This is a genomic window from Kaustia mangrovi (assembly GCF_015482775.1).
GTDB lineage: Bacteria > Pseudomonadota > Alphaproteobacteria > Rhizobiales > Im1 > Kaustia > Kaustia mangrovi.
This window is the reverse complement of sequence record NZ_CP058214.1, coordinates 145,919-159,096: the sequence shown is the minus strand read 5'-3', so window position 1 is coordinate 159,096 and position 13,178 is coordinate 145,919. Positions and strand designations below refer to the sequence as shown.

General features: G+C 68.5%; 11 protein-coding genes. 8 read left to right on the top strand and 3 right to left on the bottom strand.

Translation table 11 applies throughout. The annotated features are described in order from the left end of the window. The first annotated feature begins 109 nt into the window (after positions 1-109). The 3 genes from otnK to HW532_RS00830 are packed head-to-tail and all read left to right on the top strand — an operon-like array spanning position 110 to position 2,798. Positions 110-1,387, top strand: coding sequence for a 3-oxo-tetronate kinase (otnK, locus tag HW532_RS00840; protein WP_213162629.1), 1,278 nt, complete (start codon positions 110-112; stop codon positions 1,385-1,387). Further along, positions 1,384-2,037: a 3-oxo-tetronate 4-phosphate decarboxylase gene (gene otnC, locus HW532_RS00835; protein WP_213162628.1), complete on the top strand. Its 654-nt coding sequence runs from the start codon at positions 1,384-1,386 to the stop codon at positions 2,035-2,037. The genes otnK and otnC overlap by 4 nt, the downstream gene beginning before the upstream one ends. After that, the gene (locus tag HW532_RS00830; RefSeq protein WP_343068639.1) at positions 2,037-2,798 is read left to right on the top strand and encodes a hydroxypyruvate isomerase family protein; all 762 of its coding nucleotides are present in this window, start codon (positions 2,037-2,039) and stop codon (positions 2,796-2,798) included. The genes otnC and HW532_RS00830 overlap by 1 nt, the downstream gene beginning before the upstream one ends. Positions 2,799-2,963: 165 nt before the next feature. Here the strand turns inward: HW532_RS00830 and HW532_RS00825 are convergent, their stop codons facing one another. Together HW532_RS00825 and HW532_RS00820 are read right to left on the bottom strand one after the other, a co-directional pair. Then, the gene (locus HW532_RS00825) at positions 2,964-4,097 is read right to left on the bottom strand and encodes a CaiB/BaiF CoA transferase family protein (protein ID WP_213162627.1); all 1,134 of its coding nucleotides are present in this window, start codon (positions 4,095-4,097) and stop codon (positions 2,964-2,966) included. A gap of 57 nt (positions 4,098-4,154) precedes the next feature. After that, positions 4,155-5,111 (bottom strand): AEC family transporter, encoded by a 957-nt coding sequence (locus tag HW532_RS00820; protein ID WP_213162626.1) that lies wholly within the window; start codon positions 5,109-5,111, stop codon positions 4,155-4,157. A 165-nt stretch (positions 5,112-5,276) separates the two neighbouring features. On the opposite strand from HW532_RS00820, the gene HW532_RS00815 reads away from it, so the two are divergent. The 5 genes from HW532_RS00815 (at position 5,277) to HW532_RS00795 (ending at position 11,016) form a co-directional block, all read left to right on the top strand. Next, positions 5,277-6,329 carry an HpcH/HpaI aldolase/citrate lyase family protein gene (locus HW532_RS00815; protein ID WP_213164363.1) on the top strand — a complete coding sequence of 351 codons (1,053 nt, stop codon included), beginning with the start codon at positions 5,277-5,279 and terminating at the stop codon, positions 6,327-6,329. Positions 6,330-6,371: 42 nt separating this feature from the next. After that, complete coding sequence (gene hspQ / locus HW532_RS00810; protein WP_425491912.1) at positions 6,372-6,728, top strand: heat shock protein HspQ; 357 nt, start codon at positions 6,372-6,374, stop codon at positions 6,726-6,728. Between the two features lie 132 nt (positions 6,729-6,860). After that, positions 6,861-8,699 (top strand): extracellular solute-binding protein, encoded by a 1,839-nt coding sequence (locus HW532_RS00805; RefSeq protein WP_213162625.1) that lies wholly within the window; start codon positions 6,861-6,863, stop codon positions 8,697-8,699. A gap of 72 nt (positions 8,700-8,771) precedes the next feature. Further along, entirely contained in the window at positions 8,772-10,325 is a 1,554-nt protein-coding gene (locus tag HW532_RS00800) for an acetate--CoA ligase (RefSeq protein WP_213162624.1), read from the top strand. 28 nt (positions 10,326-10,353) lie between these two features. Beyond that, on the top strand, positions 10,354-11,016 hold the full coding sequence (locus HW532_RS00795) for a DsbA family oxidoreductase (RefSeq protein WP_213162623.1): 663 nt from the start codon (positions 10,354-10,356) through the stop codon (positions 11,014-11,016). Between the two features lie 9 nt (positions 11,017-11,025). Here the strand turns inward: HW532_RS00795 and HW532_RS00790 are convergent, their stop codons facing one another. Continuing rightward, a complete protein-coding gene (locus HW532_RS00790) occupies positions 11,026-13,068 on the bottom strand; it encodes an acetyl/propionyl/methylcrotonyl-CoA carboxylase subunit alpha (RefSeq protein ID WP_213162622.1) in 2,043 nt (680 codons plus the stop codon). Positions 13,069-13,178: the final 110 nt, after the last annotated feature.

Sequence of the window (13,178 nt, the reverse complement as noted above, 5' to 3'; positions counted from 1 at the left end):
CTCCGAACCCCGGCCGGGCGCGGATGTTTTTCCGAAGGGCGGTTTTCAACTCTCCGCCTCATGCTCTAGCATCCCGCGTTCTGGCCTTCGACGGGAGACCGCAACCGCAATGCTGCTCGGCTGTATCGGGGACGATTTCACAGGCTCGTCCGACCTCGCCAACATGCTCGCCAAAGGCGGCATGCGGGTCACACAATATAACGGCATCCCGGACACCCCCGCGGAGCCCCATGTGGAGGCCGGCGTCGTCGCGCTGAAATCGCGCACGATCCCGGCAGCCGACGCCGTGGACCAGTCGCTCGCCGCGCTCCGGTGGCTGAGGGCGCAGGGCTGCCGGCAATATCTCTTCAAATACTGCTCGACCTTCGATTCGACGCCCGAGGGCAATATCGGCCCCGTGCTCGATGCCCTGTCGGAGGCTCTCGACGCACCCCGGGCGGTCGTCTGCCCGGCCTTCCCGGCGACCGGGCGGTCGGTCTATCAGGGCCATCTCTTCGTCTTCGACCGCTTGCTGAGCGAATCCGGCATGGAGGCGCATCCGCTCACCCCGATGACCGATCCCGACATCAGGCGCTGGCTCGCGCGCCAGTCGCGCCTGCCCGTCGGCCATGTCGCCTATGGCGATATCGTGGAGGGCGCGGACGCCATCGCCGCCGCGCTCGACCGGGAGACGGCGGCGGGCGCGCGCCACATCGTCACCGACGCGGTGACCGACGGCGATCTCATGGAGACCGGCCGGGCGCTGCGCGGCGACGCGCTCCTGAGCGGCGGTTCGGGCATCGCGCTCGGCCTGCCCCGCAACTTCCGCGAGGACGGGCTGCTGCGGGAGGGCGGGCAAGACTGGTCCGGCGCAGCGGGCACCGTCGCCGCGCTGTGCGGCTCGTGCTCGAAGGCCAGCCGCGAGCAGATCGCCGTCCATGCGCGCGACCATCCGGCGATGGAGGCGGCCGCGCGCGACATCCTCTCCGGCAGCCTCGCGGCGGAGGATGCCGCCGCCTGGATCCTCGACCACCGCGCGGAGGACACCGTTCCGCTCGTCTATTCCTCCGCCGACCCGCAGGAAGTCGCCCGCGCCCAGGAGGAGTATGGCCGGGAGCACACGGCGGCCGCCATCGAGGCCTTCTTCGCCCGCACCGCGACACTTCTGGCCGGCGCCGGCCTCCGCCGCCTGATCGTCGCGGGCGGCGAGACCTCCGGCGCGGTCGTCTCGGGGCTCGCCATTCCCGCCTTCGAGATCGGCCCGGAAATCGATCCCGGCGTGCCGGCGCTCAAGGTGGCGGGCGGCGATCTCGCAATGGCCCTCAAATCGGGGAATTTCGGCGCACCGGACTTCTTCGCCAAGGCGGCCCGCATCCTGGCCGGGCAATCGCAGGGAGGACAGTCGTGAGCGAGGAGACCGAACGCCGCGAGGAGCTGTGCCGGCTCGCCCGCTCGCTCTTCGACCGGGGGCTGACCAATGGCAGCTCGGGCAACATCTCGCTCAGGCTGCCCGATGGCGGCCTCCTCGTCACGCCGACGGGCTCCTCGCTCGGCGCGCTCGACCCGGCGCGGCTTTCCCGCTTCGATGCCTCGGGCCGGCACATCGAGGGCGACAGGCCGACCAAGGAAATGCCGCTTCACGAGGCCTTCTACGCCAAGCGCGGGGGTCGGACAGGCGCGGTCGTCCACCTGCATTCCACCCATTCCGTCGCCGTCTCCATGCTGCCCGACATCGACCCCAATTGCGTGTTCGCGCCGCTGACGGCCTATTCGGTCATGCGGCTCGGCAAGGTGGCCCTCCTGCCCTATTTCCGCCCCGGCGATCCGGAGATGGGCCATGCGGTGCGCGGCCTCGCGGCCAAGCGTTCCGCCGTCCTGCTCGCCAATCACGGGCCCGTCGTCGCGGCCAAGGATCTGGAGGCCGCGATCTATGCCATGGAGGAGCTGGAGGAAGTGGCGAAGCTCACTCTCCTCACCCGCACGCTCGCGCCCCGGATCCTCGACGATGCACAGGTGAAGGACCTCGTCGCGCATTTCGACATCGAATGGGAGGACTGATGCGGATTTCGGCCAATCTCGGCTTCCTGTTCCGCGAGCACGGCCTGCCGGACGCCATCCGTGCGGCGAAGGCGACGGGCTTCGACGCGGTGGAGTGCCACTGGCCCTATGAGGAGGACCCGGCGGCGATCCGGGCCGCCCTCGCCGAGACGGGTCTTGCCATGCTGGGGCTCAACACCATTCGCGGCCACCGCGAGGGCGAGGTCGGGCTCTCCGCCCTGCCCGGCCGGGAGGCGGATGCGCGCGCCGCCATCGACCAGGCCATCGGCTACGCGCAGGAGATCGGCTGCCGCAACGTTCACGTCATGGCCGGGATCACCGACGACGCGGCCGCCTTCGACACCTTCGTCGGCAATCTCGCCCATGCCGCCCGGCGCGCCGAGGAGGCCGGCGTCGACCTCCTCATCGAGCCGTTGAACCGGCGCGACACGCCGGGCTACGTCCTCGCCCATACCGATCTCGCCATGACGCTCATCGAGGCGGTCGGCTCGGATCGCCTCCGCATCATGTTCGACTGCTATCACATGCAGATCATGCAGGGCGATCTAGTCTCCACGATCCGTGCTCTCCTGCCCCATATCGGCCATATCCAGTTCGCCGCCGTTCCCGACCGCACCGAGCCCGATGCCGGCGAGGTCGACTATGGCTGGCTCCTGCCGGCGATCCGGGATCTGGGATACGAAGGCTGGTTCGGTGCCGAATACCGCCCCGAACGCGGCGATTTCGCCTGGCTCGAGACGTTCAAGGCGCGCGGGATTTAGGACAGATTGCGGTCAGGTTGAAACAGACCGCTCATCCCGGCGAAAGCCGGGATCTCAGGCGTGTTGCAGGAGATCCCGGCTTTCGCCGGGATGAGCGGGAAGAAATGCCGATTCAACTTAACCGCAATCTGCACCAGAGATGGCCGGCCTCGAGACCGGGATTTGCTATTTCAGGAACTCGTCATTGTGCCCGCCGAGCGACGGCGCCGATTTGGGCCGCGCCGGATCGTCGCGGAACTGCGGGGCGATGGAGACCGGAAGGGCCGGGACATGCTCGCCCTCCTCGTTCTCCAGCATGTGGGAGAACAGGCCGCGGGCGCGGAAGTGGCCGTCGCGCACCGCCTCCTCCAGCGTCGCCACGATAGAGCAGCAGCAATCCTCCTGATAGAAGACGCGCCGCCAGTGGGCCGCATCGCGCCCGGCGACGATCCCGCGCACCGCCGCGATGGTGGCCTGCGGATCGCGGCTGTCGTCGCACAGGGGGTCCGGCAGCTCGATCAGGCGGCAGAAGGCGTCCCAGAACTTCTGTTCGAGCGGCGCGGCGGCCACGAAGCGGCCGTCGGCAGTCGGATAGATCTGGTAGCGCGGCGAACCGCCGGTCAGGAGGCTGTCGCCATTGCCCGGCCAGTGGCCGGTCGCCGCGCCTTCGCCCAGCGCCCAGCTCATCAGCATGAAGAGATTGTCGGTCATGGCGATGTCGAGATGGGTGCCGTGACCGGTGCGTTCGCGCTGGAAGAGCGCCAGCAGGATATTGACGACCGCGGGATAGCTGCCGCCCGCGAGGTCGGCGGCGAGCACCGGCGGCACGACGGGCGCCTCCGCCGGCCCCATGCCGAGCCCCAGAAGCCCCGCATCGCCGATATAGTTGAGATCGTGGCCCGCAGCGTCGGCCTTCGGCCCCTCCTGGCCGTAGCCCGTGATCGAGCAATAGACGATGCGCGGATTGAGGCGAGCCACCGCGCCGTAGCCGAGGCCCAGCCGCTCCATGACGCCGGGGCGGAACTGCTCGATCAGGATATCGGCTTCCGCGATCAGAGGTTCGAGAAGCGAGAGCGCCTGGCGGTCCTTCAGGTCGATGGCGAGGCTCTTCTTGCCCCGGTTCAGCATGGCGAAGCTGATCGACTCGCGGCCCCAGCGCGGCGCGTAGTGGCGCATCTCCTCGCCCGTGCCCGGCCGTTCGATCTTCACCACGTCCGCCCCCGCCTCCGCAAGCATGAGGCCGGCCATGGGGCCCGGCAGGAGGGTCGTGAAGTCGAGCACCCGGAAACCGGTCAGGGGCTGTACGCGCTGTGAACTCATGATGTGTCGCTTTTCTCGAATATGCGGGACCTGCCCGCCGGCAAGACAGCCGGACAATTACGGCAGCAGATTGCTCTCCATCAAGTAGAGCAATGCGGGGATCGTGCCTGCCGCGACGATTGTTGTCACGAGGATCGTGCTGGACGCCCCTTCCACATAGCTGCGGAACTGGGTCGCGAGCACGAACACATTCGCCGCCGTCGGCAGGGCCGCCATGAGGAGCGCCACATGGAGCCAGATCACGTCGACCGACGCGATGGCGCCGACCAGGATGAAGACGAGCACGGGATGGACAATCGTCTTCAGGATCACGAGAACCGGGAACTCCCGGCCGATCGCCGTGAAGCGCCTCAGCGCGAGGGTGACGCCGAGCGCGAAGAGCGCCGCCGGCGCCGCGCCGCCGACCAGCATCTCCAGAAGATTGTCGATGGCCCCCGGCAGGTCGAGCGACAGGGCGGATGCCAGGATGCCGGCCAGCGTGGCGACGATGAAGGGGTGGGTGAAGATCGTGCGCACGATCTGCCGGCCCACCTGCCGCATGGTCACGTCCTGGTTCTGCTGGCGCACCCCGAAGGCAACGATGAGCGGTGTCGCGGTGAACTGGAGGATGCTGTCGAAGCAGAAGATGAGCGCGGCCGGCACCGTCGCCTCCGGCCCGAAGGCCGTCACGCAGAGCGGCAGGCCAATATAGCCCACATTGCCGTAGCTTGCCGCCGCCCCCTGTATGGCCCCGCGCGAGATCTCCTGGCCGAGAACATAGACGGCGACCGCGAAGGCGGTGAGATAGACGAGATAGGTCGACAGGGTCGTCGCCAGGATGAACTGCCAGTTGGCGAGCTTCTCGAAGGGCGCGTTGGCCACCGTCTGGAAGATCAGCGCCGGCACGCACAGATAGACGACCAGCGCATTGAGCCAGGCGAGCCCCTTCTCCTCGATATCGAGCATCCGCGCGGCGATGTAGCCGAGCAGGATGAGCCCGAAGAACGGCAATGCGAGATTGATGATCGCGCCCACGGACGGCCCCGATATTCCCCATGACGAATTGGCGTCGTGGCTGCTCGTAACGCCGGGGGGCCGCCACGTCAACAAAGGCGGTTTCTCACGCCTCGCCTCTTGCGTGTCGCGCCGAGCTGGCCTATTGCCCTGTCCCGAACCCGAAACGAGGACTGCTGGCCAGTGATGAAGCTTCCCTCGCGCTATTACAAGCCGCTCGCCATCGGCGCGCCCGCGCCCTTTTCCGAGCCGCCGGTGACGCTCGAGCGCATGATCCACTTCGTGCCGCCGCATCTGGAGAAGGTGCGCGCCAAGGTCCCGGACCTCATTTCCCGCGTCGACGTGGTGCTCGGCAATCTGGAGGACGCGATCCCGGCGGACGCCAAGGACGAGGCCCGCCGCGGGCTGATCGAGATGGGCCGTGCCAACGATTTCGGCGGCACCGGGCTGTGGGCGCGCATCAACTGCCTGAACAGCCCCTGGGTGCTCGACGACATTACCGGGCTCGTCGGCGAGATCGGCGACAAGCTCGACGTGATCATGCTGCCCAAGGTCGAGGGTCCGTGGGACATCCACTATCTCGACCAGCTGCTCGCCCAGCTCGAGGCACGCCACGGCATCTCGCGGCCGATCATGATCCACGCCATCCTGGAGACGGCGGAGGGGGTCAACAATGTCGGCGCCATTGCGAGCGCCAGCCCGCGCATGCACGGCATGAGCCTCGGCCCCGCCGACCTCGCGGCCTCCCGGCGCATGAAGACGACCCGCGTCGGCGGCGGCCACCCCGCCTATGGCGTGCTTGCCGACCCGTCGGACGAGGCGGACGCCCCGCGCGCCTTCGCCCAGCAGGATCTGTGGCACTACACCATCGCGCGCATGGTCGATGCCTGCGCGGCCAACGGCATCAAGCCGTTCTACGGCCCGTTCGGCGATTTCTCCGACCCGGAGGCCTGCGAGACGCAGTTCCGCAACGCCTTCCTGATGGGCTGCGTCGGCGCCTGGTCGCTGCATCCCAATCAGATCGACATCGCCAAGCGCGTCTTCAGCCCGGACCCGGAAGAGGTCCGCTTCGCCGCCCGCATCATCGAGGCCATGCCCGACGGCACCGGCGCGGTGATGCTCGACGGCAAGATGCAGGACGACGCGACCTGGAAGCAGGCCCGCGTGATCGTCGATCTGGCCCGCCAGGTCGCCGCCAAGGATCCGGGCCTTGCCGAAGCCTACGGGCTCGCCTCATGACCGCCATATCCGGCAGGCGTCCTGTAACGAACCCGACCCGCAATGTTTGACCTCTACATGGCCCCCATAAACAGAACAGCCAAATACCGTATCGGACAGGTCGTAAAGCACCGGCATTTTCCGTTTCGCGGCGTGATCTTCGATGTCGACGCCACCTTCTCCAACACCGAGGAATGGTGGGAGTCGATCCCGGAGGACATCCGTCCCTCCAGGGACCAGCCCTTCTATCACCTCCTGGCGGAGAACGAGGAGACGGAGTACATCGCCTATGTGTCGGAGCAGAACCTGCTGCCCGACGAGTCCGGCGATCCGGTGCGCCATCCCCAGATCGGCGATTTCTTCGACGGGTTCGAGGACGACAGCGGAACCTATCGCCTGCGCGCGCGCCACACACACTAGAGCGCATTTCGTGAACTCATGTTCACTCAATGCCTCTCCAGGTCCCTGTATCGCCGCGCTTTCGAACCGGAAAAGTGGTCTCCACTTTTCCTGAAAGCACTCTGGAGCAGCTCTGACGGGCCCGGATATCCCATGGCCAAGACTGCCGCCACGCTTCGCCACATGCGCCTCGCCGCCATGGCGGCGCTCGCAGTGGCGGCCGCGGCCCTGGCACCCCAGCCCGCCGCACAGGCCGAGCCGCGCCATGCCATCGCCATGCACGGCACCCCGAAATACGGGCCGGGTTTCTCCCACTTCGACTATGTGAACCCGGACGCGCCTCGGGGCGGCACGCTGCGGCTCGCCGTCACCGGCAGCTTCGACAGCCTGAACCCGTTCATCGTTCGCGGCGTGCCGGCGCGCGACCTGCGCAGCTACGTCTTCGAGAGCCTCATGACGCGCAGCCGCGACGAGCCCTTCACGCTCTACGGGCTGATCGCGCAGAGCATCGACGTGCCGGACGACCGCTCGCGCGCGACCTTCACGCTGAACCCGAAGGCACGCTTCTCCGACGGCACGCCGGTGACTGTCGACGATGTGGTGTTCTCGCTGAAGGCGCTGCGCGAGCACGGTCAGCCGAACCTCCGCCAGTATTACGGGAAGGTGGTGCGCATAGAGCGCCCGGGCGGGCGGCGCGTGACCTTCGTCTTCCAGGACGGGGAGGATCGCGAGCTGCCGCTCATACTGGGCCTCATGCCGATCCTGCCGCGCCACCGCTACGACGATGGCCGGCTCGCGTTGACGAGCCTCGAGCCGCCGGTGGGCAGCGGGCCCTATGTGGTGGCCGATGTGGAGGCGGGCTCTGCCCTCACCTATCGCCGCGATCCCGACTATTGGGGCCGCGACTTGCCCGTCAATCGCGGGCGCTACAATTTCGCGGAAATCCGCTACAGCTATTTCCGCGACAGCGCGACCGACTTCGAGGCCTTCAAGAAAGGCCTCTACGACATTCGCGAGGAAACCGATCCGACCCGCTGGGCGACCGGTTACGACTTCCCCGCCGTGCGCAGCGGCGAGGTGGTGCGCGAGACATTCCGGACCGGCCTGCCCGCCCCGTTCTACGGTCTCGTCTTCAATACGCGCCGGGCGCTCTTCGCCGATGTGCGCGTGCGCGAGGCACTGGTCGGCCTTCTCGACTTCACCTGGCTCAATGCGACGCTCTATCACGGGCTCTACGAGCGCACGGAAAGCTATTTCCCGGGCTCGGAGCTCTCCTCCTTCGCGCGCCCCGCGAGCGAGGCCGAGCGCACGCTTCTCCAGCCCTTTCCCGATGCCGTTCCGGACGCCTTCCTGTCGGGCCGCTACAGGCTGCCGGAAGGCGCCGCTTCCGGCCGCGACCGCAAGGCCCGCAAGGCGGCGCTGTCGCTGCTCGCCGAGGCCGGCTGGACGGTTCGCGACGGCCGGTTGACGAACGCGGAGACGGGCGCCCCGTTCCGCTTCGGGATCCTCACCCTCACGCACGAGCAGGAGCGGCTCGCCCTCACCTATGCCCGCATGCTCCGGCGCATCGGCATCGAGGCCACGATCCGGCAGGCCGATTCGAGCCAGTTTCAGAGCCGGCTCGACGCCTATGACTACGACATGGTGCCCAACCGGTGGTACAACTCGCTCTCGCCCGGCAACGAGCAGGCGTTCTACTGGGGGTCGGCGGGGCGCGACACGCCCGGTACGCGCAACTATATGGGCGCCGACGAGCCGGCCATCGACGCCATGATCGGCGCCATCCTGGCCGCCCGCACGCGCGGGGAGCTCGTCACCGCAACCAGGGCGCTCGACCGCGTGCTGCGCGCCGGCTTCTATGCCGTACCTTTGTTCCATGCCCCGGCCCAATGGGTCGCGCGCCGCAAGCGCCTCGCCCATCCCGACACGACGCCGCTCTACGGCTACCAGCTCGACACCTGGTGGATCGGCACGGAGGACGGGTCCCGCTAACCCCTCAAATAGCGGCGCAGACCGGGGGTTTCGGTGGTTCCGCTCGGGCACGACACGCTCTAGAGTGGGATCATGACCGGATACATGGCGGACCTTCCGCCCGCACGCTTCAACCTTGCCCGCTATTGTCTCGACCGCCAGGCGCGCGCCCATGGCGACCGGACGGCGCTCATCGTCGTCAACCGCATCGACGAGACAAGCGAGGATGTCGAGCGCTGGACGTTCGCCGCCATCGACGAGCGCATCCGGCGCATGGCGGCGGGGCTCGCGGGGGCCGGGCTCGCGCCGGGCGAGCGGCTGTTCATCCGCATGGGCAACAGCGCCGACTACGCCTTCCTCTTCTTCGCGGCCAATGCGGCGGGCCTCGTGCCCATTCCGGCCTCCGCCATGCTGTCGGCGGAGGAGGTTTCCCGGCTCATCGCGGATTCCGGGGCATCGGCCATCGCCTGGGACGGTTCGCTCGCCCTGCCGGACCTGCCGTCGGACGTGCGGCTGATCGATCCGCAAGGGATCGCCGCGCTCGCACGCTGCGAGCCGGTGGACTATGCCGACACCGCCGCCGACGATCCCGCGTTCCTGATCTACACCTCCGGCACGCTCGGCGCGCCCAAGGGCGTGCTCCATGCCCAGCGCGCCGTCTGGGGCCGGCGGCCCATGTATCGGGGCTGGGAAGGTTTCGAAGACGGCGACGTCATGCTCCATGCCGGCGCCTTCAACTGGACCTACACGCTGGGTGTCGGCCTGTTCGACCCCTGGGCGAACGGGCTCACCGCGATCGTCTATACGGGCGAGCGCGACATCGCGGTCTGGCCGCGCATCGTCGCCCGCTTCGGCGCGACCATCATGGCCGCCGTGCCGACGCTCTACCGCCAGATGCTGAAATATTGCGACCTCACGCCGGCCGCCCTCGCCCCGCTGCGCCATGCGCTCACCGCCGGAGAGGCGCTTCCCGCGACGCTTCTCGAGCACTGGCACGAAACCACCGGCCGAATGCTCTACGAGGCGCTCGGCATGAGCGAGATCTCCACCTATATCTCCAGCGCACCTTCCGTGCCGGTGAAGCCCGGCGCGCCGGGCAAACCGCAGCCCGGGCGCGCGGTCGCCATCCTGCCCGTCGAGGGCGGCGAGGATCCGCTGCCGCCGGGCGAGGCGGGCCTGATCGCCGTCCACCGCTCCGATCCGGGCCTCATGCTCGGCTACTGGAACCGGCCGGACGAGGAAGCCCTCGTCTATCGCGGAAACTGGTTCGTCGGCGGCGATGTCGCGCATTTCGACGAGGATGGTTATCTGTGGTTCGAAGGCCGCAATGACGACCTCATGAACGCCTTCGGCTACCGCGTCTCGCCGCTCGAGGTCGAAAGCGTTCTGGAACGCCACCGCGACGTCGCGGAAGTGGCGGTCGGCGAGGTGAGTCCGCGGGCCGGCCTGTCCATCGTCGCCGCCTTCGTGGTGGCGCGCACGGACCGCTTCGACCCGGAGGACCTCATGGCCTTCGCCGCGGAGCATCTGGCGGCCTACAAGACCCCACGCGCGGTCTTCGCGGTCAAGGCCCTGCCGCGCAATCCGAACGGCAAGATCAGACGCAAGGACCTTCAGCGCCTTGTCCCGTCCCGCGAGGACGCATGAGGCGGATCGTCCGCCAGGGAGGCCACCCATGACAGATTCGGACACCGCCCTCACTCTCGACGTCGTCTCCGACGTGATGTGCCCGTGGTGCTTCATCGGCAAGCGGCGGCTGGAAACGGCGCTCGCCGGCCGGGATCCCGGCGCGCCGGCGGTCGAGGTGCACTGGCGTCCCTTCCAGCTCGACGCGACCATCCCCGAGGGCGGCATGGACCGGCGGGACTATCTGGAGCGCAAATTCGGCGCCGACCGGGCCGACAGCGTCTATGACCGGGTTCGCGAGGCGGGCGCGGAGGAAGGCATCGCCTTCGCGTTCGACAGGATCGAGCGGTCGCCCAACACGCTAAACGCCCATCGCGTGATCCGCTGGGCCGGCGAGGACGGCCGGCAGGACGCGGTGGTGGAGCGGCTCTTCTCGCTCTATTTCCTGGAGGGGGCCAATCTCTCCGACCCGGCGGTTCTCGCCCAGGCGGCACGCGATTGCGGGCTCGATGCGGACAGGGTCTCTAAGCTACTCGCCTCGGACGCCGACAAGGACGCCGTGCGCGAGGAGATCTCGCTCGCCCAGCGCATGGGCGTGACGGGCGTACCCTGCTTCATCGTCGCGGGGCGCTATGCGGTGATGGGCGCGCAGCCGCCGGAGGTCATCGCGGACGCCCTCTCGCGGGCGGAGGCCGACCGGACCGACGACTGAACCTATCCTTCAGCTTTCACCGTCAACCGGTTCCAGAGATACGATAATATCGCCTTCCGAGACCTGATCGCCCTCTCCCGCGCCGAACGACGTCACCACCGCATCGGCGCCGGCGACGAGGGGGTGCTCCATCTTCATCGCCTCGAGGATCGCGAGCCTGTCGCCCGCCGCCACGCGGTCGCCCTCGGCCACCAGCAGGCTGACGATGCGGCCCGACATGGGCGCGCGCACGATGGTTCCGCCGCCCGCGACCTCGTCGGGGCCCCTGAGCGCCTGCTCGCGGATGTCGAAATGCTCGCCGTCGCAATCGAGATAGACGGCGGACGCCGCCTCGTCGCGCCACATCACCGCCTGCAGGTCGTGGCCGTCGAGGCGCAGCCGGAGGTGGCCCGTGCCGTCGGACGCGGTTTCGAACCTCGCCGCGTCGAGTCGGGTTTCGGTCTCCCCCTCTTCCACATGAAGCTCCCCGGAGGCGGTCCATGAGAGGTCGATATCGGCGGGCATGCCGTTGACGGTGAGATGAAGCCGGTCGGTGCGCGCGAGCCCGAGCGTCCAGCCGGTCATGGTGCTCCAGGGCGAGGCCGGCTCGTCGGTGAGCCGGCGGTCGCGCTCAAGCCCTGCGAGCCTCAGATGCTCCAGCCAGCCGGCCGCGGTGAGCCCGATGGTGCGCGCGCGCTCGGGCCGCGGCACCAGCGCGGCCGCATGACCGTCGACGAAGCCCGTGTCGAAGGTGGCCTCGACGAAGGCGTCCGCACACAGAACGCGCGACAGGAACCCCAGATTGGTCCGCAGGCCCAGAACCGCCGTCCGCTCGAGCGCGTCGACAAGGCGCCGCCGCGCGGCCTCCCGGTCGCTGCCATGGGCGATGAGCTTGGCGATCATCGGGTCGTAATGGGGGCTGATGACCGCGCCCTCCTCCACGCCCGTATCGACGCGCAGATCCTCCGTCTCTTCCGGCCAGGACAGCCGCACCAGCCGGCCGCTCTGGGGCAGGAAACCGCCCGCCGGGTCCTCCGCATAGAGCCGCGCCTCGATGGCATGGCCACTCGCCGCCACCTCCCCTTGCGCGACGGGCAGCGCCTCGCCGGCCGCGACCCGGAACTGAAGTTCCACCAGATCGAGACCGGTGATCATCTCCGTCACGGGATGCTCCACCTGGAGTCGCGTATTCATCTCCATGAAATAGAAGGCATCCGCCCTCAGCCCACGGCTCGCATCGGCGATGAACTCCACCGTTCCGGCGCCGACATAGCCGACGGCCTTCGCCGCGGCGACCGCCGCCTCGCCCATCGCCGCGCGCATCTCCTCCGTCAAGCCCGGTGCGGGCGCCTCCTCCACGATCTTCTGGTGGCGGCGCTGCATGGAGCAGTCGCGTTCGAAGAGATGGACGGCGTTGCCCGCCGCGTCGGCGAAGACCTGCATCTCGATATGGCGGGGGCTGGAGACGTATTTCTCAACCAGCATCCGGTCGTCGCCGAAGGCGGCCTTCGCCTCGCGCTTGCACGCGTCGATGGCGTCGGCGGCGTCCTGATGGCGCGTCACCCGCCGCATGCCCTTGCCGCCGCCGCCGGCGACCGCCTTGACGATCACCGGATAGCCGATCTGATAGGCCTTCTCGCGCAGGAAATCCGTCTCCTGCCGGTCGCCGTGATAGCCCGGGACGACCGGCACGCCGGCCGTCTCCATCAGCGCCTTGGCGGCGTCCTTGAGGCCCATGGCTCGGATCGCGTCCGGCGGCGGGCCGACAAACACGAGCCCCGCCTTCGCGCAGGCCTCAGCGAACCCCGCGTTCTCCGCGAGGAAGCCGTAACCCGGATGGATGCACTGCGCGCCCGCCTTCAGCGCGGTTTCGATGATCCGCTCGCCGTTCAAATAGCTTTCCGAGGGCTCTGGCGGACCGATGGGGTGAGCCTCGTCGGCAAGCCGCACATGGAGCGCGCCGGCATCGGCCTGCGAATAGACGGCGATTGTGCGCATGCCGAGCGCACGCGCGGAGCGGATGATCCGGCAGGCGATCTCGCCCCTATTGGCAATCAGCACAGAGGAAAACATCGGCGTCGGCAGGCTCCGTTCGCGGGGCGGCTCCCTTCGCGATAGCGGTGCGCATGCCGTCCGTCAAGCGCGGCCCGGCCAAGCCGGCCGGGCCGCACCGACGGGAACTC

Excerpts from the sequence above, each read along its gene's own strand:
- otnK (WP_213162629.1), top strand. The coding sequence starts at position 110 with ATGCTGCTCGGCTGTATCGGGGACGATTTCACAGGCTCGTCCGACCTC.
- HW532_RS00830 (WP_343068639.1), top strand. The coding sequence starts at position 2,037 with ATGCGGATTTCGGCCAATCTCGGCTTCCTGTTCCGCGAGCACGGCCTG.
- HW532_RS00825 (WP_213162627.1), bottom strand. The coding sequence starts at position 4,097 with ATGAGTTCACAGCGCGTACAGCCCCTGACCGGTTTCCGGGTGCTCGAC.
- HW532_RS00815 (WP_213164363.1), top strand. The coding sequence starts at position 5,277 with ATGAAGCTTCCCTCGCGCTATTACAAGCCGCTCGCCATCGGCGCGCCC.
- hspQ (WP_425491912.1), top strand. The coding sequence starts at position 6,372 with ATGTTTGACCTCTACATGGCCCCCATAAACAGAACAGCCAAATACCGT.
- HW532_RS00805 (WP_213162625.1), top strand. The coding sequence starts at position 6,861 with ATGGCCAAGACTGCCGCCACGCTTCGCCACATGCGCCTCGCCGCCATG.
- HW532_RS00800 (WP_213162624.1), top strand. The coding sequence starts at position 8,772 with ATGACCGGATACATGGCGGACCTTCCGCCCGCACGCTTCAACCTTGCC.
- HW532_RS00795 (WP_213162623.1), top strand. The coding sequence starts at position 10,354 with ATGACAGATTCGGACACCGCCCTCACTCTCGACGTCGTCTCCGACGTG.
- HW532_RS00790 (WP_213162622.1), bottom strand. The coding sequence starts at position 13,068 with ATGTTTTCCTCTGTGCTGATTGCCAATAGGGGCGAGATCGCCTGCCGG.